Below are 18,367 nucleotides of genomic sequence, written 5' to 3' on the forward strand. Positions count from 1 at the left end.
TGGCGGCTGGGGCGTGGCGAGTTGCAGCGCACCGGCGAGCGGGTCTGGTGGGTGGGCAATTCATGGTTGCTGCCGGCAGAGGGGCCGCTCGCCTGGCCGCAGCCATCGACCGATCTGTCGTTGCCCGGCAATGGCAGCCTGCACCTGATCGGTACGGCCCCGGCAGGCCGACTGCAGGTGCGCTACCGAGCCGGCGGCGAGTGGCTGGTACTGCCCGGCCGCGGCCGGCGTGACCTCAAGCGCTTGCTCAATGAGAACGGCGTGCCGGGCTTCGTTCGGGCGCGCCTGCCGCTGCTTTTCTGCGAAGACCAGTTGATCGCGGTGGGCAATCTGCCGCAACTCGACGCAGCTGCCGTTTCGCTGGTCTGGACGTTGCCGCCGGCTGACTGAGGTTTGAGCATGTGGGGCTGATCCAGTAGACTACGCTCCCGTCTCAATACAGCTTTCACGGATCTTCCGAACCGTAGCAGCTGAGCCGTTGCCGCCTCGGGCGCGATGGCACCTTCGCTTTCCCCTCGCGGCGCTAGCCGCTTAACGCAGACTTCTAGGGTTTTTCATGACGCGCTACATCTTCGTCACGGGTGGTGTTGTTTCTTCATTGGGGAAAGGCATCGCCTCGGCTTCATTGGCGGCCATCCTGGAGGCGCGGGGCCTGAAGGTCACGATGCTCAAGCTGGACCCTTATATCAACGTCGATCCGGGCACCATGAGCCCGTTTCAGCACGGCGAGGTGTTCGTCACCCACGACGGCGCCGAGACCGATCTCGACCTGGGCCATTACGAGCGTTTCATTCGCACGCGCATGACCCAGAACAACAACTTCACCACCGGTCGTGTCTACGAAGACGTGCTGCGCCGTGAGCGCCGTGGCGACTATCTGGGTGCGACCATTCAGGTGATTCCGCACATCACCGACGAGATCAAGCGGCGCATCATCAAGGGTGCCGGCGATGCCGAAGTGGCGCTGGTTGAAGTCGGCGGCACCGTCGGCGATATCGAGTCGCAGCCGTTCCTGGAAGCGATTCGCCAGCTGCGTGTTGAGGTTGGCGCCAAGCGCGCCATGCTAATGCATCTGACGCTGGTGCCTTACATCGCCACCGCGGGCGAGACCAAGACCAAGCCGACCCAGCATTCGGTGAAGGAATTGCGTTCCATCGGTCTGCAGCCGGATGTGCTGGTGTGCCGCTCGGAAGTGCCGATCGACCTGTCCTCGCGGCGCAAGATCGCCCTGTTCACCAACGTCGAAGAGCGTGCGGTGATCAGCCTGCCGAACGCCGACACCATCTACAAGATTCCCGGCATGCTGCATGCCCAGGGTCTGGATGACTACGTGCTCGAACGTTTTGGCCTAGAGTGCCGTGGTGCCGATCTTTCGGAATGGGATCGCGTGGTGGACGCCAAGCTGAACCCCGAAAAAGAAGTCACCATCGCCATGGTCGGCAAGTACATGGAACTTCTGGATGCTTACAAATCTCTGATCGAGGCGATGAGTCACGCTGGCATTCAGAGCCGTACCAAAGTGAACCTCCGTTATATCGACTCCGAAGACATCGAGAACCAGGGCACCGGCCTGCTGGAAGGCATGGACGCGATCCTGGTTCCGGGTGGTTTCGGTCTGCGTGGTGTGGAAGGCAAGATCGCCACGGTGCAGTACGCTCGCGAAAACAAGATTCCCTACCTCGGCATCTGCCTTGGCATGCAGGTGGCGGTGATCGAGTTCGCCCGCAACGTGCTGGGCTGGAGCGACGCCAACTCCACCGAATTCGACAAGGACAGTACGCACCCCGTGGTGGGCCTGATCACCGAGTGGGCCGATGCCACCGGTGCGGTGGAGACTCGCAGCGACGCCTCCGATCTGGGTGGCACCATGCGTCTGGGTGCCCAAGAGTGCGGTCTGGAGACCGGCTCCAAGGTGTTCGACTGCTATGGACAGGAGCGCATCGTTGAGCGTCATCGACATCGCTACGAAGTGAACAACAACCTGTTGCCAAAATTGCAGGAAGCGGGGTTGAAAATCACCGGACGGTCCGGTGACGGTGCGCTGGTCGAGGTCGTGGAAGCGCCCGATCATCCCTGGTTCGTGGCCTGTCAGTTCCACCCCGAATTCACCTCCACGCCGCGTGACGGTCATCCGCTGTTCAGCGGTTTTGTCCAGGCGGCGCTGGATTACAAGGCGAGCAAGGCATGAGCCAGAAGATCATCCGCGTCGGCAACATAGAAATCGCCAATGACAAGCCGTTCGTGCTGTTTGGCGGCATCAACGTGCTCGAATCGCGTGACCTGGCCATGCGGGCCTGTGAAGAATATGTGCGCGTGACCGAGAAACTGGGCATTCCCTACGTGTTCAAGGCCAGTTTCGACAAGGCCAACCGATCCTCGATCAACTCCTTCCGTGGCCCGGGGCTGGAAGAGGGCATGCGGATCTTCGAGGACGTGAAAAAGGCCTTCGGCGTGCCGGTCATCACCGATGTGCACGAGCCCTGGCAGGCGCAGCCCGTCGCGGACGTCTGCGACATCATCCAGCTGCCGGCCTTCCTCTCCCGGCAGACCGATCTGGTCGTGGCGATGGCTAAGACCGGCGCAGTGATCAACATCAAGAAGGCGCAGTTCCTCGCGCCGCAGGAGATGAAGCATATCCTGCGCAAATGCGAGGAAGCCGGCAACGATCAGCTGATCCTCTGCGAACGCGGCTCCTCCTTCGGTTACAACAACCTGGTCGTCGACATGCTCGGCTTCGGCATCATGAAGCAGTTCGAATACCCGGTGTTCTTCGATGTCACCCACGCCCTGCAGATGCCAGGCGGTCGCGCCGATTCGGCGGGTGGTCGTCGTGCCCAGGTCACCGATCTGGCGAAGGCCGGCCTGTCCCATGGCCTGGCTGGGCTGTTCCTCGAAGCGCATCCGGATCCGGACAACGCCAAGTGCGATGGCCCGTGCGCGCTGCGCCTGAACAAGCTCGAGCCTTTCCTTACCCAGCTCAAGCAGCTGGATGATCTCGTCAAGAATTTCCCGCCAATCGAAACTGCTTGAAGCCTTGCAGCTATCTACGGAGTGTTAACAACAATGGCAAAGATCGTCGACATCAAGGGGCGTGAAGTTCTCGATTCCCGTGGCAACCCCACAGTGGAAGCCGACGTGATCCTGGACAACGGCATCATCGGCAGCGCCTGCGCGCCGTCTGGTGCATCCACCGGTTCCCGCGAGGCTTTGGAACTGCGTGATGGCGACAAGAGTCGTTACCTGGGCAAGGGCGTACTGACCGCCGTAGCCAACGTAAATGGCCCGATCCGTGACCTGCTGTTGGGCAAGGACCCGCTCGATCAAAAAGCGCTGGACCAGGCGATGATCGAGCTCGACGGTACCGAGAACAAAGGCAAGCTGGGGGCCAACGCCATCCTTGCCGTGTCGCTGGCTGCCGCCAAGGCTGCTGCTCAGGCCAAGGGCGTGCCGCTGTACGCGCACATTGCCGATCTGAACGGCACCCCGGGCGTCTACTCCATGCCGGTACCGATGATGAACATCATCAACGGCGGCGAGCATGCAGACAACAACGTCGACATCCAGGAATTCATGGTCCAGCCGGTCGGCGCCAAGACCTTCGCCGACGCGCTGCGCATGGGCGCCGAGATCTTCCACCACCTGAAGGCTGTGCTGAAGGCCCGTGGCCTGAGCACCTCCGTGGGTGACGAGGGGGGCTTCGCGCCGAACCTGGCGTCCAATGAAGACGCCCTGGCCGCAATCGCCGAAGCCGTCGCCAACGCCGGCTACACGCTGGGTGATGACGTCACACTGGCTCTGGACTGCGCTTCCTCCGAGTTCTTCAAGGACGGCAAGTACGACCTGGCCGGCGAAGGCAAGGTGTTCGACGCTGCCGGATTCGCCGACTACCTGGCCGGTCTGAGCCAGCGCTATCCGATCATCTCCATCGAAGATGGCATGGACGAATCCGATTGGGCCGGTTGGAAGGTGCTGACCGACAAGATCGGCGACAAGGTGCAACTGGTCGGTGACGACCTGTTCGTGACCAACACCAAGATCCTCAAGCGCGGCATCGACGAGAAGATCGGTAACTCGATCCTGATCAAGTTCAACCAGATCGGCTCGCTGACCGAGACTCTGGAAGCCATTCAGATGGCCAAGGCTGCTGGTTATACCGCGGTGATTTCGCACCGTTCCGGTGAGACCGAGGACAGCACCATCGCCGACCTGGCGGTGGGTACTGCCGCTGGTCAGATCAAGACCGGTTCGCTGTGCCGTTCCGACCGCGTGTCCAAGTACAACCAGCTGCTGCGTATCGAAGAGCAGCTGGCCGGCAAGGCACCGTACAAGGGTCGCGCCGAATTCCGCGGCTGATCCGCGGTGCTTAAAAAAGGGCGGCGCAAGTCGCCCTTTTTTGTTTCAATCGCTCCGTGCCCGCGTGCAAACTCTTCGTGCGTCCAGAGCCGTCGATGTTTGCCAATACCCGAATTTCAGCTGAAGTCGTTTCATGCCTTCTATGCGTCGCCCCTACTGGTTGTTCGTCGTACTGATACTGCTGCTGGGTGGTCTGCAGTACCGTCTCTGGGTGGGCGAGGGCAGCCTGGCTCAGGTCAATGGCCTGAACAAGCAGATCGCTGAACAGCAGGGTGAGAACGAGCGGCTTCTGGAGCGCAATCGCATTCTCGAAGCGGAAGTGATGGAGCTCAAGCAGGGCATGGAAACCGTGGAAGAGCGCGCTCGCCAGGAACTGGGCATGGTCAAAGAGGGTGAAACCCTCTATCAGCTGATCGAATGAGCCCGCGCGATCAGCCTGCCTTCTGGGTCGTCATCCCGGCTGCCGGCGTCGGCAGTCGTATGCGCGCTGACCGTCCCAAGCAGTATCTGTTGCTGGGTGAGCGCAGCATCATCGAACACACCCTCGATTGTTTTCTGGACCACCCGGCACTTGCTGGTTTGGTGGTTTGCATCGCGCCTGACGATCCCTACTGGCCGGCGCTGCCCTGCGCTCGCGATGCTCGCGTGCAGCTTGCGCCGGGCGGTCGTGAACGTTGCGATTCGGTGCTCAGTGGGCTGCAGCGCCTTGATGAGCTGGGCGCGAATGAGCATGACTGGGTGCTGGTGCACGACGCGGCCCGTCCCAATCTGGCGCGTGAGGATCTGGACAGGTTGCTGGCCGAGTTGGCCGATGATCCGGTCGGTGGTCTGCTGGCTGTTCCGGCGCGGGACACCCTCAAGCGCGTAGGTCCGGATGGGCGTGTGGTGGAGACGGTGGACCGCAGCGTCATCTGGCAGGCTTTCACTCCGCAGATGTTCCGCCTGGGCATGTTGTGCGACGCGCTCGAAGCTGCACTCGCGTCCCGTATGCAGGTTACCGACGAGGCGTCGGCACTGGAGTGGGCAGGTCACTCGCCTAGGGTGGTAGAAGGGCGGGCGGACAACCTGAAGGTCACCCGGCCCGAAGATCTGGAGTGGCTGGCGCAGCGCTGGAAGACAGACCGCGAGTCTTGAGAACGGGCAGGGGTTGCCTGCCCGCCATTTACATCAGAAGCGATAGATCGCCGCCGCGCCGGTGCCGGTCGGCATCCGTTCGGTCGGTACCACAACCACGTCTCCACCTTGCTCGAGTGTCCAGATGGTCAGCTCGTCCAGAAGATCGGGTGTGTTGACGTCATCTTCGCTGGTCGGCGTTGCCGTTCCGTCAGTTTTGTCGACATGGCCGGGAATCTGCCGCTCGGCCTCCACCAGCAAGGTGGCGACCCGGCCTTGTCGGGTGGCCTGACCGATATCCTCGAGGTGGTCGGATGCCAGCCCCTGGCCATGGGATGCGCCGAACTGGTTGAGCAAGCCTTCCAGGCGCTTGAGATAGCGCGGCTGCATCACCATCCAGCTTTTCTCACGCAGCTCATTGACGCTCAATGCGTTCTGGCCGGTCTCGATGCCCTCCGGCAGCAGGCAGTCATTGTGGCTGAGGCGTCGGAAGTGCGACTGCTGCTCGGGCAGAGCGGCGAGGATCAGCGGCAGGCCGGATGGGCGCGAGTGATGTTCGGTGATGGCGCGATCGACTTCGCGAAAGTAGCGATCACGGTCCCGGTCGATCTCCGCCTGCTTGCCGCTGCCGCCGGCCTCCACCTGCATCGGGTCGCCGCGTTCGCTGGAGCGGCCATAACCCTGGGGAAACCCACTTTGACCCTTCTCGGTGAGGTCGCTGCCCAAGGCGTCGGCGAGTGTCCGGGGCACACCGTCGTGCAGCTTCACCTCGTCGAGGGCATCACGGTTGCCCTCGAACAAGCATACCGAGTCGCGCGAGAGGCAGAGGATCTGAAAGCGGTCGGCTGACTGTGCAATGCGTACCAGCGGTTTGAGGTGCATGCGCGCGTTGGCCACCGCCATTTCCGGCACGCTGCGTTGCAGTCGATAGACCTGGAAGTAGTCCTTGGCGGCAAAAGCGGCCAGGCCGTCGAGGCTGTGGTTCCAGAAGTCACTGTTATCGATCAGGGCGTAGAACGGCTCGAGCAGGGTGTGTGCCTTGTCGCCATGGCCTTGCTGCTTGAGTGATTCTTCCAGCTGCTTGACCAGGTGCTTGAAGCGGATCGGGTCCTGCTGACGCTCGGGAAAGCTGCGATGAGTGGGCTGGTACACGGACAGGCAGGGCCCGTCTCGTTTTGACAGCAGTTTGGTCAGGGTTTCGCGGTCGAGCAGTCGGTTCATGCGTGGCCTCCAGTAGCGGTGGTTCGGTCCCTCGCAGAAGTGTCGATGGCGCGCTCATTGGCCATCGAGGGCCAGTCAGTGGCGGTTGAGTTTGTCCAGAACGTGGCTCAGCGCGTGGTTCAGCTTCTCCGCGGCGCCGTTGATTGCCAGGTCCAGCGTTTCGGCCTTGTGGGTGGCCGAGATGGGGTCGTGACCCTTGACCCTCGCCTCCATCTGGCGGCGCTTGTCATGGGGGCCGCTCTTGCTGCTGTTTTCGTCGTTGAGATGGACCTCGACTCGGGTCAGATGATCATCGAAGCGCTCCAGTTCGGTCTCGACCGTGGCCTTCACTCGCTCTTCCAGATCGGCGGTGACGCTGATGCTGTGGTTACTGTTCACCAGAACCTGCATGGTTTCCTCCTGATTGCAGCGCTGCGCTCGTCCAGCGCGGGCGGCTCGAAGAGCAGCAGCTACACAGGGTACGACGTGGGGGATTAAGGCGGGTTCCGCGTCATTAGAGGCGTCTGACGCGCGGTTCAGTGCCCGTTCCGGTCGCGAGTCCCGGCGTACTCCGAACGCTTGGCAAGACCGGTCTTGAGCGCCTCGACCAAGAGGCGAACTTTCGGTAGCGGGTAGCGCCGTTGCGGGTAAACCGCCCACACGGCGGTATCTGGCGGCTGATTGCTTTCCAGTAGCGAAACCAGCTCGCCGCGACGCAGCGGCCCTTGCACGTAGTAGTCCGGCAGCTGGCACAGGCCAAAGCCACGCAGGGCTGCATCCAGCACCGCCTCGCCACTGTTGCAGCGCCAGTTGCCGCTGGGCTTGAAGTGCTGCTCGCGGCCCTCGATCTGAAACGACCAGATGTCGCTCGTGCCGATCAGGCAGTTGTGTCGCGCCAGCTCCGACAGGGTGTGTGGCCGTCCGTAGCGTTCCAGGTAGCTCGGTGCAGCGCACAGGTACATTGCTCGCGGCGCGATGCGGGTGGCGACCAGGCGCGACTCGCCGAGTTTGCCGAGGCGGATGGCCAGGTCGTAGCCCTCCTGAACCAGATCGAGGGTGCGGTTGGACAGCTCGATATCGACGCGCAGTTGCGGGTGCTGGGCCATGAATTCGTTCACCAGCGGCACGATGAAGCGCTCGCCATAGGCCACTGCAGCGGTCATGCGTAACAGCCCGGTCGGTGCGCTGTGCAGATCGCTGATGGCCAGAAAGGCTTCGTCACGTTCCTCGATCAAGCGCTGGCAGCGGGTGAAGAAGGTATGCCCGGCCTCGGTCAGCGAGACGCGGCGGGTGGTGCGATAGAGCAAACGCGCCTGCAGGCGTTCTTCAAGGCGCGCTACCTGTCGGCTGACATGCGAGGACGAAACCCGCAGCCGCTCAGCGGCGCGCATGAAGCTGCCGCATTCGGCGACAGCCACGAATTCGTCGAGGCCTTCCCAGCGGCTCATGGGTTCTCCGGTGTCAGATTCCAGCAAGCGGGTTGCAAATATCCTAACGTGATGAGCGCTGATTGTCCCTCAACAGCAATAATGTTTTCCCGAGGCCATCGTTAATCCCCGTTTGGCCATGAATTACACTCTCTGCTTTCCAATCACATCGAGAGTGATGTCCATGACCATCAAGTCGCGCGCCGCCGTTGCCTTCGGCCCCAACCAGCCTCTGCAGATCGTGGAAGTGGACGTAGACCCACCCAAGGCTGGCGAAGTCCTGATCCGCATCGTCGCCACCGGTGTGTGCCACACCGATGCTTACACGCTCTCGGGCGAGGATTCGGAAGGCGTGTTTCCGTGCATCCTCGGTCACGAGGGCGGCGGCATCGTCGAGGCGGTGGGTGAGGGCGTCACCTCGGTTGCCGTCGGCGATCACGTGATTCCGCTCTATACCGCCGAATGCCGGCAGTGCAAGTTCTGCAAGTCGGGCAAGACCAACCTCTGCAGCTCGGTTCGCGCCACTCAGGGCAAGGGCCTGATGCCCGACGGCACCACCCGCTTCAGCTATCAGGGCGAGCCGATCTACCACTACATGGGCTGCTCGACCTTCTCCGAGTACACCGTGCTGCCGGAAGTCTCGGTGGCGAAGATCCCGAAAGAGGCCCCGCTGGAAAAGGTCTGCCTGCTCGGTTGCGGCGTCACCACCGGTATCGGTGCCGTGCTCAACACCGCGAAGGTGGAAGAGGGGGCGACCGTGGCGATATTCGGCCTGGGCGGCATCGGCCTGGCAGCGATCATCGGTGCGAAGATGGCCAAGGCCAGCCGGATCATTGCCATCGACATCAATCCGGGCAAGTTCGCCATTGCCGAAGAACTGGGCGCCACCGATTTCGTTAATCCGAAGGACCACGACAAGCCGATCCAGGACGTGATCGTCGAGATGACCGACGGCGGCGTCGACTATTCCTTCGAGTGCGTTGGCAACGTTCAACTGATGCGCGCGGCGCTCGAGTGCTGCCACAAGGGCTGGGGCGAATCGACCATCATCGGCGTCGCCGGTGCGGGGCAGGAGATCAGTACCCGTCCGTTCCAGCTGGTCACGGGACGCGTCTGGCGCGGTTCGGCGTTCGGCGGCGTGAAGGGTCGTACCGAGCTGCCGAGCTATGTGGAGAAGGCGCAGAGCGGCGAGATTCCACTGGACACCTTCATTACCCACAACATGCCGCTGGACCAGATCAACGAAGCGTTCGACCTGATGCACGAAGGCAAGAGCATCCGGACCGTCATTCACTTCTGATCCCAGGGTGGATAACGCCGTCGCCAGACGGCTTGTCCACCTCGACCGGTGGAAGCCCGCGCGGTTTCCACCTTCGCGAGGCCTGTTCATGACCCTTGAAATCGTTTCCAGCAACAAGATCTTCGGCGGCTGGCACAAGCGCTATCGCCACCGTTCCAGCAGCCTTGCCTGCGACATGGTATTTGCCGTGTATCTGCCGCCTCAGGCGGAGCAGGGCGAAAAGCTGCCGGTGCTGTACTGGCTGTCGGGGCTGACCTGCACCGATGAGAACTTCATGCAGAAGGCCGGGGCGCTGCGCATGGCGGCCGAGCTCGGCCTCATCATCGTCGCGCCGGATACCAGCCCGCGCGGAGCGGGCGTGCCGGATGACACCGAGGGTGCCTGGGACTTCGGCCTGGGTGCGGGTTTCTATCTCAATGCGACGCAAGAACCCTGGGCTCAGCATTACCGGATGTACGACTACGTGGTCGACGAGCTGCCGGCACTGGTCGAGGCGAACTTCCCGGTATCCGATCGCCGAGGCATCAGCGGGCATTCGATGGGTGGCCACGGCGCGCTGGTCTGCGCGTTGAAGAATCCCGGTCGCTACCAGTCGCTGTCGGCGTTCGCGCCCATCAGCAATCCGCTCGACTGCCCGTGGGGCGAGAAGGCCTTCAGCCGTTATCTCGGCGAGGATCGTTCGTGTTGGCGCGAGTGGGATGCCTGCGCACTGATTGCCGAGGCCGGCGAGAAGCTGCCGATGCTGGTCGACCAGGGCGATCGCGATGATTTCATGGAGGGACAGCTCAAACCGCAGGCACTACAAGCAGCCGCTGCGGCGGCCGGCCACCCGCTGACGCTGCGCATCCAGCCGGGCTACGACCACAGCTACTACTTCATCGCCAGCTTTATCGATGATCACCTGCGTCATCATGCCGAGGCGCTAAAGGTGTAGGGTGGATGACGGTGGAGCCTCAGCCGCGCGTCCGGTTCGGCTCGCCGCGCTGGTCGATACGTCAGGTGCCTGTGCGGCAGGAATAAAAAAGGCCCGTCCGGACATGCCGGTCGGGCCTTTCCATCGCCAGGAGCTTAGAGCGACGGATAATCGGTATAGCCAGCCGGGCCCTGGGCGTAGAACAGCTCGGGTTTCGGCTCGTTCAGCGGTGCGTCCTGACGCAGGCGCTCGACAAGATCCGGGTTGGCGATGTACGGGATGCCGAAGGCCACGGCATCGGCCTTGCCCTCAGTCAGCCAGGCGTTGGCCTGTTCCTTGGTGAAGCGTTCGTTGGCGATATAGATGCCACCGAATATCTTCTTCAGCTGTGGGCCGAGGCTGTCTTCACCGGCTTTTTCGCGAGTGCAGATGAAGGCGATACCGCGCTTGCCCAGTTCACCGGCAACATAGCCAAAGGTCTCGGCGCGGTTGGAATCGCCCATGTCATGGGAGTCGGCACGCGGCGCAAGGTGTACGCCAACACGCCCTGCGCCCCACACGGAGATGGCGGCATCGGTCACTTCCAGCATCAGCCGGGCGCGGTTTTCCAGAGAGCCACCGTAGGCGTCACTGCGCTGGTTGGTGCTGTCCTGCAGGAACTGGTCGAGCAGATAGCCGTTCGCGCCATGAATCTCGACCCCATCGAAACCAGCTTCCTTAGCGTTCTCCGCACCCTTGCGGTAGGCCTCAACGATGCCCGGAATCTCAGCGGTTTCCAGCGCACGAGGCGTCTCGTAATCCTTCATTGGTCGCACCAGGCTGACATGGCCGGCTGGTTTGATGGCGCTGGGTGCGACCGGTAGCTGGCCGTCGAGGTAGATCGGGTCGGAGATACGGCCGACGTGCCAGAGCTGCAGGACGATCTTGCCGCCTTTGGCGTGCACTGCATCGGTGACCTTTTTCCAGCCCTGAATCTGCTCGGCGGACCAGATACCGGGGGTGTCCGGGTAGCCGACGCCCATCGGGGTCACCGAGGTGGCTTCGCTGATGATCAGGCCGGCGTCGGCGCGCTGGGCGTAGTACTCGGCAATCAGGTCGCCGGGAACGCGGCCGGGCTCGGCGCGGCAGCGGGTCAGGGGAGCCATGATGACGCGGTTGTTCAGTTCCAGATCGCCGATCTTGATCGGGTCGAAAAGTGTGGGCATAGCAATACCGCTCCTTTACTGGTGGTGCGAAAAGGGACTCAGAGTTCCTGACCGATGCGCTCGACGAACGACTCGATGATCGCGTCGTTGCGCTTGAAGAAGTGCCACTGGCCGACCTTTTGGCTGGTGATCAGCCCGGCTTTCTGCAGGGTCGCCAGATGGGCCGATACGGTTGACTGCGACAGGCCGGCACGCTGGTCGATCTGCCCGGCACAGACGCCGTTTTCCAGCGAATGGTGCTGCTCGGAGAAATACCGCTGCGGCTCCTTCAGCCAGCGCAGGATGTCGCGACGCAGCGGGTGGGCGAGGGCCTTGATGATGTCGTCGAAGTCGTCCGGCATGGGATGGCTCTGGGCTGTATATCGGAATGAGGCGAACTATATATCGTTGTTTTCCGATATGAGATCGATTCGACTGATGGTGGTTATTGGCTGTGTCGATGATCGGGAGGTGCCGCGGACACTCAAGCAGCACCCGGCTCCTGTAGAATCGCCGCCTCGAGATTTTCAGGGTTTTGCATCTATGCGTATCGGCCACGGTTACGACGTGCACCGCTTCGGCGAGGGCGATCACATCACGCTTGGCGGCGTGCGGATTCCACACAGGTTTGGGCTGTTGGCTCATTCCGACGGTGACGTGCTGCTGCATGCCTTGAGTGACGCGTTGCTCGGTGCCGCTGCGCTGGGCGATATCGGCAAGCACTTCCCGGACACCGACCCGCAATTCAAGGGCGCCGACAGCCGCGCTTTGCTGCGCCATGTGCTCGTCCAGGTCCAGGCCAAGGGATACGTCGTCGGCAATGTCGACGCCACCATCATCGCCCAGGCGCCGAAGATGGCACCGCACATCGACAGCATGCGCGCGTTGATCGCGGCCGACCTGCAGGTCGAGCTGGACCAGGTCAACGTCAAGGCCACCACGACCGAGAAGCTCGGTTTCACCGGGCGTGAGGAGGGGATCGCCGTTCACGCGGTTGCCTTGCTGGTCCGCGCATGACCGAAGATCAGCTGCTCGGGCCGCGCGCCCATGGCGAGCCCTGTGGCAGTGCCGTGCTGAAAGCGATTGCCGAGGATTTTCAGGTCGATGAAGTGCTCGATATCCCGCTGTCCGGCGAAGGCGAGCACCTCTGGTTATGGGTGGAAAAGCGCAATCTGAACACCGAGGAAGCCGCCAAACGCATCGCCCGCGCCGCTGGCGTGCCGCTGAAGATGATCAGCTACGCCGGGCTCAAGGACCGCCAGGCATTGACTCGCCAGTGGTTCAGCCTGCATCTGCCGGGCAAGAGCGATCCGGATCTTGCCGCTGCCGAGAGCGACGGCCTGGCGATCCTCAAGCGCACCCGGCATCAGCGTAAGCTGCAGCGCGGCGCGCACTCGGCCAATGGCTTCCGCCTACGCTTGACGGAGCTGCGCGGTGAACATGCCGCGCTGGATGAGCGGCTGGCGCGGATCAAGGCCTCCGGCGTGCCGAATTACTTCGGCCTGCAGCGTTTCGGCTATGAGGGCAGCAACCTGCACGGTGCACGGCACTTCGCGGCGAAAGGCGAGCTTCCGGAGCAGCGCAACATGCGTTCGCGGCTGCTTTCGGCTGGTCGCAGTTACCTGTTCAATCGTGTGCTCGCCGAACGGGTTGGGGATGGCAGCTGGGATCAGGCACGGGTAGGCGATCTCCTGGCATTCACCGACAGTCGCAGCTTTTTCCCGGCCGGGCCGGACGAGTGCGGCGACCCGCGCCTGACGATTCTGGATCTGCATCCGACCGGCCCTTTATGGGGCATGGAAGGCTCTCCAGCAGGTGACGAAATTCAGGCACTGGAAAACGCCGTCGCCGAAACTGAACCCATGGTCGCCAATTGGTTGGCGCAGGCAGGAATGAAGCACGAACGGCGCATTCTTCGCCTCCCCATCGGCGGTTTGTCGTGGCATTATCCCGAGCCTTACATTCTGCAACTGGAATTCGTCCTGCCGACCGGATGCTTCGCCACCGCCGTGGTGCGTGAGCTGGTCAGCCTGGCAGGGCAGACGGACATCTGATGCGTATTCTGATCGCCAACGACGACGGGGTGTATGCACCCGGGCTCGCCGCGCTTTATGACGCGCTGGCCGACTATGCCGAGTGCAAGGTGGTGGCCCCGATCCAGGACATGAGCGGCGCCAGCAGCGCCCTTACCCTGGACCGCCCGCTTCATCCTGTCAGCATGCCGAACGGCTTCATCGGGCTGAACGGCTCGCCCACCGATTGCGTGCATCTGGGCCTGAACGGGCTGCTCGAAGAAACACCGGACATGGTGGTTTCGGGCATCAACCTAGGCGCCAATCTGGGCGACGATGTGCTTTATTCCGGCACGGTCGCCGCGGCCATCGAAGGCCGCTTCACCGGGCGCCCGGCCTTTGCCTTCTCGCTGGTCTCCCGCTCGACGGAAAACCTGCCGACCGCTGCGCATATCGCGCGCCTGCTGGTGGAGAAGCACGACCAGCTCGAAGTGCCGCCGCGCACGGTGCTCAGCGTCAACGTGCCGAACCTGCCGCTTGATCACATTCGTGGTATCCAGCTCACTCGTCTGGGGCATCGCAGCCGTGCCAAGCCGCCGGTCAAACAGGCCAACCCTCGGGGCAAGGAGGGCTACTGGATATCCGTGGCCGGGGACGTCGAGGATGGCGGACCGGGTACCGATTTTCATGCGGTGATGCAGGGTTACGTATCGATTACCCCGCTGCAGCTGGATCGAACTTTTCATGAGGCCTTCAACGGTCTCGAGAGCTGGCTGGAGAACGTGCTGTGAGAAATCGCGAACAAGACAGCCTGCTGCATGGGTCGGGAATGACCTCCCAACGCACCCGTGATCGCCTCATCCAGCGCCTGTACGAGGAAGGTCTTTCCAGCGCCCAGGTGCTCGAAGTCATCCGCCGCACGCCACGTCATCTGTTCGTAGACGAAGCCCTGGCGCACCGTGCCTATGAAGATACGGCGCTGCCGATCGGACACAACCAGACCATTTCCCAGCCGTTCATGGTTGCACGCATGAGCGAGCTGCTGCTGGCCGACGGGCCGCTGGACAAGGTTCTCGAAATCGGGACCGGCTCCGGCTACCAGACCGCCGTGCTGGCGCAGCTGGTCGAGCGGGTCTTCTCGGTCGAGCGCATTCAGGCGCTGCAGGACCGAGCCAAGGAGCGCCTCGCCGAACTCAAGCTGCGCAATGTGGTCTTTCGCTGGGGCGATGGTTGGGAAGGCTGGCCAGCATTGGCGCCTTACAACGGGATCATCGTCACCGCAGCGGCAGCCGATGTGCCGCAGGCCCTGCTCGATCAGTTGGCGCCCGGTGGGCGTCTGGTGATCCCGGTAGGGGCCGGCGAGGTCCAGCAACTCATGCTGATCATTCGAGAGGAGAACGGCTTTTCGCGTCATCTTCTGGATACCGTACGTTTCGTGCCGCTGCTCAATGGCCCCGTGATTTGATCATTCAGCGGAAGAAAGCATGAAAGACGCTTTATTGTTGTACGCCAAGGGCATGGCCATGGGCGCAGCGGATGTGGTGCCCGGTGTCTCGGGCGGTACGGTGGCTTTCATCACCGGCATCTACGACGAGCTGCTGCGTTCGATCAGTGCGGTGCCCTATGCCATCCGCCCGTTGCTGCGGGGGCGCGTCGCCGAGGCGTGGAAGACCGCCAACGGCAGTTTTCTGGTGGTGCTTTTTGCCGGCATCCTGACCAGCATCCTCAGCCTGGCCAGGCTGATTACCTTCCTGCTGGAAGAGCATCCGATTCCCGTTTGGTCCTTCTTCTTCGGCCTGATCCTGGTTTCCGTGCATCTGGTGGGCAAGGAGATCCAGCGGCGCAACCTGTCGCGGCTGGTGAGTTTCTGCCTGGGTATCGGTTTCGCCTACTGGATAACGGTGGCGGCCCCGGTGCAATGGGGCAGTGACGGCCTGAGCCTGTTCTTCGCCGGTGCCATCGCCATCTGCGCCATGATCCTTCCGGGGATATCCGGCAGCTTCATCCTCGTCTTGCTGGGGCTGTATCCGGTGGTGCTGGGTGCGGTAAAGAACTTCGATATCGGCGTGATGGCGATCTTCGCTGCCGGTTGCCTGGTGGGTCTGCTCAGCTTTGCCAAGTTCCTCAGCTGGCTGCTCAAGCGCTGGCGCGACCTGACCCTGGCGTTTCTGACCGGATTGATGCTCGGCTCGCTGAACAAGGTCTGGCCGTGGAAGGAAACGCTGACCTGGCGTACCAACTCCAGCGGCGAGAACGTTCCGGTCCTGCAGCAGAATCTGCTGCCCGGCGCCTATGGCGATCTGACTGGCCAGGACCCACAGTTGCTGCTGGCCATACTGCTGGCCGTGGGCGGCATCGTCCTGGTGCTGGGTCTCGAGTGGTTCGCCGGGCGACGCCAGCCGATGACGGAAGGCGTTTGACGCACGTGTCTATGAAAGGGAGCGGGCATTGAGGCTCACAGCAGTACGGCGGTGGATTCGCGACCCTTTGGTCCGCTCGATGGTCGGCGTGCTGGTGATCGCCGGCACGCTGGTCGGTTGCGCATCCTCGCCTCCGGGCGGTGGTGTGCAGGTCGTCGATCGCAACCAGCGTGATCGTGTCACCAGCGGGCAGTACATCGTGCGCCGCGGCGACACGTTGTGGTCCATCGCTTTCCGCTTCGGCTGGGACTGGCGCGATCTGGCCCGCGTAAACGGCATTCAGCCGCCGCATGTCATCTATCCCGGTCAGCGGATTCGCTTCAGCGGCGGCGCCACCCGAACGGCGGCTGCTACACCGCAGCCAGTGCCCAAGCCTTCTTCCAGTCCCGCCCCATCCACTCAGGTCGTGGTCGCCAATCCGGTGCCGCGCCAGCCGGCGATCACCACGCAACCTAAGCCTGCGGTTAGCCAGCCGGCGCGCACTCCGGTTACGCCTGTGACCCGCTCTGCAAGCGGTTGGGCGTGGCCAGCGAACGGCACGATCATCGGTCGTTTTTCCTCAAACGGTAGTTTGAATAAAGGAATTGATATCGCTGGGGATTTGGGACAGCCTGTCCTGGCTGCTTCTGATGGGACTGTTGTGTACGCCGGCAGTGGATTACGGGGTTACGGCGAACTTGTGATCATCAAGCACAGCGATACCTATGTAAGCGCCTACGGACACAACCGCAGGCTGCTGGTGCGGGAGGGTCAACAAGTCAAGGCTGGACAGAGTATCGCCGAGATGGGATCGACGGGAACCGACCGGGTGAAGCTGCATTTCGAGATTCGTCGCCAGGGCAAACCCGTAGACCCGCTGCAATACCTGCCAAGACGTTGACCTGTCGCCTGCCTGTTCCAGCACTAGGTTGGGCTTGAGCGTAGCCAGGGACCCGCGCCGCTTGGGCCTGTTGTCGAACTCGGAACAGGACAAGAATAAAATGGCACTTAAAGACCACGCGCTGGAGTTTGACGTCGACGATGCGGTTCTGCTCATGGAAACGCCGATCCACTTCGACCAGAAAGACAAAGTGACCAAGGCTGCCAGTGCAGGCAGACCCAAGGCCACATCCAGCAAACAGCACAAGTTCATCGACTACAACCGGGCGCTAGATGCAACCCAGTTGTATCTCAACGAAATCGGTTTCTCCCCCCTCCTGACCCCCGAAGAAGAAGTGCATTTCGCGCGTTTGGCGCAGAAAGGCGATCCGGCGGGGCGCAAGCGCATGATCGAAAGCAACCTTCGCCTGGTGGTGAAGATCGCCCGACGCTACGTCAATCGCGGTCTTTCCCTGCTCGATCTGGTCGAGGAGGGCAATCTCGGTCTGATTCGCGCGGTGGAGAAATTCGACCCCGAGCGCGGCTTCCGCTTTTCCACCTATGCCACCTGGTGGATTCGACAGACCATCGAACGGGCGATCATGAATCAGACCCGCACGATTCGCCTGCCGATTCATGTGGTCAAGGAATTGAACGTCTACCTCCGGGCCGCTCGCGAGCTGACCCAGAAGCTCGACCACGAACCCAGCCCTGAAGAGATCGCCAACCTGCTGGAGAAGCCGGTCGGTGAGGTCAAGCGCATGCTCGGGCTCAACGAACGCGTCACTTCGGTGGATGTGTCGCTTGGCCCGGACACGGACAAGACGCTGCTCGATACACTGACCGACGATCGCCCGACCGATCCTTGCGAGCTCCTGCTGGATGACGATCTGTCCAACAGCATCGACCAATGGCTGTCTGATCTGTCCGAAAAGCAGCGGGAGGTGGTTATCCGTCGTTTTGGCCTGCGCGGCCATGAAGCCTCGACGCTGGAGGAGGTGGGGCAGGAGATCGGCCTCACCCGCGAGCGTGTTCGCCAGATCCAGGTGGAGGCGCTGCGCCGTCTGCGCGAGATTCTCGAGCGTAACGGCCTGTCGAGCGACGCGCTGTTCCAGTGACATCAATGTCGTCGGGTCTGGTTGCCGGGCCCGACGACAATCCCGCCGCTGCTGCACTCTTCCTGACCCCTTACACACGCTGCCTTGGGTCGATCCCTTGGCTTAATCCGCCGCGGTCGATTTTCCTGGTTGTCCTCTCCCCGTGTACGCATTTGCTTACAAGCGTTGTAAGCAAACCCCACGAAACAGCTACGGTGACCGGCGATTTATGCCAGCATCACTACGCAAGTTACTGATTTTTATAGAACTTATTAGATGCTCTGGATGGGCCAGGCAGTGCTGCGGCCGGATGCCACAGCTTGTTGTCGTCACGCCGATCATTAATATCGCACCCGTGCTCAGGGATTAGCGCGGCCTTCAGGATGAAGGTCAAGGACCGCCGCAGGAAGCGGTGTCATCCAGGAAGATGAGAAGGGATACAGGGAACAAGGAAGGAGGCGGGCGGGGTCAAACCCGCCCCTTTTTTTTT

20 protein-coding genes are annotated in these 18,367 nt (G+C 62.2%); 15 read left to right on the forward strand and 5 right to left on the reverse strand.

Annotated elements, in window-relative coordinates:
• The 6 genes from tilS to ispD form a co-directional block, all read left to right on the forward strand.
• Positions 1-390, forward strand: a 390-nt coding sequence (gene tilS, locus LO50_RS07670) for a tRNA lysidine(34) synthetase TilS (RefSeq protein WP_044314619.1), incomplete at its 5' end; no start/stop codon positions are given.
• Positions 391-556: 166 nt separating this feature from the next.
• Positions 557-2,188 carry a CTP synthase gene (gene pyrG, locus LO50_RS07675; RefSeq protein ID WP_044314620.1) on the forward strand — a complete coding sequence of 544 codons (1,632 nt, stop codon included), beginning with the start codon at positions 557-559 and terminating at the stop codon, positions 2,186-2,188.
• Entirely contained in the window at positions 2,185-3,030 is an 846-nt protein-coding gene (gene kdsA, locus LO50_RS07680) for a 3-deoxy-8-phosphooctulonate synthase (RefSeq protein WP_044314621.1), read from the forward strand. The genes pyrG and kdsA overlap by 4 nt, the downstream gene beginning before the upstream one ends.
• A gap of 33 nt (positions 3,031-3,063) precedes the next feature.
• Positions 3,064-4,353, forward strand: coding sequence for a phosphopyruvate hydratase (eno, locus tag LO50_RS07685; RefSeq protein WP_014819919.1), 1,290 nt, complete (start codon positions 3,064-3,066; stop codon positions 4,351-4,353).
• Positions 4,354-4,495: 142 nt separating this feature from the next.
• On the forward strand, positions 4,496-4,774 hold the full coding sequence (gene ftsB, locus LO50_RS07690) for a cell division protein FtsB (protein WP_044314622.1): 279 nt from the start codon (positions 4,496-4,498) through the stop codon (positions 4,772-4,774).
• A complete protein-coding gene (gene ispD, locus LO50_RS07695) occupies positions 4,771-5,487 on the forward strand; it encodes a 2-C-methyl-D-erythritol 4-phosphate cytidylyltransferase (protein ID WP_044314623.1) in 717 nt (238 codons plus the stop codon). The genes ftsB and ispD overlap by 4 nt, the downstream gene beginning before the upstream one ends.
• Positions 5,488-5,520: 33 nt before the next feature.
• Here the strand turns inward: ispD and LO50_RS07700 are convergent, their stop codons facing one another.
• The 3 genes from LO50_RS07700 to LO50_RS07710 form a co-directional block, all read right to left on the reverse strand.
• On the reverse strand, positions 5,521-6,687 hold the full coding sequence (locus LO50_RS07700; RefSeq protein ID WP_044314624.1) for a baeRF3 domain-containing protein: 1,167 nt from the start codon (positions 6,685-6,687) through the stop codon (positions 5,521-5,523).
• Positions 6,688-6,762: 75 nt separating this feature from the next.
• On the reverse strand, positions 6,763-7,077 hold the full coding sequence (locus LO50_RS07705) for an HPF/RaiA family ribosome-associated protein (RefSeq protein WP_044314625.1): 315 nt from the start codon (positions 7,075-7,077) through the stop codon (positions 6,763-6,765).
• A gap of 125 nt (positions 7,078-7,202) precedes the next feature.
• Complete coding sequence (locus LO50_RS07710) at positions 7,203-8,114, reverse strand: LysR family transcriptional regulator (RefSeq protein ID WP_044314626.1); 912 nt, start codon at positions 8,112-8,114, stop codon at positions 7,203-7,205.
• Between the two features lie 163 nt (positions 8,115-8,277).
• Between LO50_RS07710 and LO50_RS07715 the strand changes: the two genes are divergently transcribed.
• Together LO50_RS07715 and fghA are read left to right on the forward strand one after the other, a co-directional pair.
• Positions 8,278-9,393: an S-(hydroxymethyl)glutathione dehydrogenase/class III alcohol dehydrogenase gene (locus LO50_RS07715; RefSeq protein ID WP_044314631.1), complete on the forward strand. Its 1,116-nt coding sequence runs from the start codon at positions 8,278-8,280 to the stop codon at positions 9,391-9,393.
• Positions 9,394-9,481: 88 nt separating this feature from the next.
• On the forward strand, positions 9,482-10,327 hold the full coding sequence (fghA, locus tag LO50_RS07720) for an S-formylglutathione hydrolase (RefSeq protein WP_044314627.1): 846 nt from the start codon (positions 9,482-9,484) through the stop codon (positions 10,325-10,327).
• A gap of 134 nt (positions 10,328-10,461) precedes the next feature.
• On the opposite strand, the gene LO50_RS07725 is transcribed toward fghA, so the two are convergent.
• The gene (locus tag LO50_RS07725; RefSeq protein ID WP_044314628.1) at positions 10,462-11,511 is read right to left on the reverse strand and encodes an alkene reductase; all 1,050 of its coding nucleotides are present in this window, start codon (positions 11,509-11,511) and stop codon (positions 10,462-10,464) included.
• Positions 11,512-11,549: 38 nt separating this feature from the next.
• Complete coding sequence (locus tag LO50_RS07730) at positions 11,550-11,852, reverse strand: ArsR/SmtB family transcription factor (RefSeq protein ID WP_003285796.1); 303 nt, start codon at positions 11,850-11,852, stop codon at positions 11,550-11,552.
• 181 nt (positions 11,853-12,033) lie between these two features.
• On the opposite strand from LO50_RS07730, the gene ispF reads away from it, so the two are divergent.
• The 7 genes from ispF to rpoS all read left to right on the forward strand — a co-directional run bounded on the left by ispF (position 12,034) and on the right by rpoS (position 17,898).
• Positions 12,034-12,507, forward strand: coding sequence for a 2-C-methyl-D-erythritol 2,4-cyclodiphosphate synthase (gene ispF, locus LO50_RS07735; protein ID WP_003299334.1), 474 nt, complete (start codon positions 12,034-12,036; stop codon positions 12,505-12,507).
• Positions 12,504-13,544 carry a tRNA pseudouridine(13) synthase TruD gene (gene truD / locus LO50_RS07740; protein ID WP_044314629.1) on the forward strand — a complete coding sequence of 347 codons (1,041 nt, stop codon included), beginning with the start codon at positions 12,504-12,506 and terminating at the stop codon, positions 13,542-13,544. Before ispF ends, truD begins: the two co-directional genes overlap by 4 nt.
• Positions 13,544-14,293 carry a 5'/3'-nucleotidase SurE gene (surE, locus tag LO50_RS07745; protein WP_003299332.1) on the forward strand — a complete coding sequence of 250 codons (750 nt, stop codon included), beginning with the start codon at positions 13,544-13,546 and terminating at the stop codon, positions 14,291-14,293. Before truD ends, surE begins: the two co-directional genes overlap by 1 nt.
• 38 nt (positions 14,294-14,331) lie before the next feature.
• A complete protein-coding gene (locus LO50_RS07750) occupies positions 14,332-14,967 on the forward strand; it encodes a protein-L-isoaspartate(D-aspartate) O-methyltransferase (RefSeq protein WP_003299331.1) in 636 nt (211 codons plus the stop codon).
• Between the two features lie 19 nt (positions 14,968-14,986).
• Positions 14,987-15,922, forward strand: a complete 936-nt coding sequence (locus LO50_RS07755) for a polyprenyl-phosphate transporter (RefSeq protein WP_023443764.1) — start codon at positions 14,987-14,989, stop codon at positions 15,920-15,922.
• 79 nt (positions 15,923-16,001) lie between these two features.
• A complete protein-coding gene (locus LO50_RS07760; RefSeq protein WP_044314630.1) occupies positions 16,002-16,802 on the forward strand; it encodes a peptidoglycan DD-metalloendopeptidase family protein in 801 nt (266 codons plus the stop codon).
• A gap of 100 nt (positions 16,803-16,902) precedes the next feature.
• The gene (gene rpoS, locus LO50_RS07765; RefSeq protein ID WP_003299327.1) at positions 16,903-17,898 is read left to right on the forward strand and encodes an RNA polymerase sigma factor RpoS; all 996 of its coding nucleotides are present in this window, start codon (positions 16,903-16,905) and stop codon (positions 17,896-17,898) included.
• Positions 17,899-18,367: the final 469 nt, after the last annotated feature.

The organism is Stutzerimonas stutzeri, from assembly GCF_000935215.1.
In the GTDB taxonomy this organism is placed as follows: domain Bacteria; phylum Pseudomonadota; class Gammaproteobacteria; order Pseudomonadales; family Pseudomonadaceae; genus Stutzerimonas.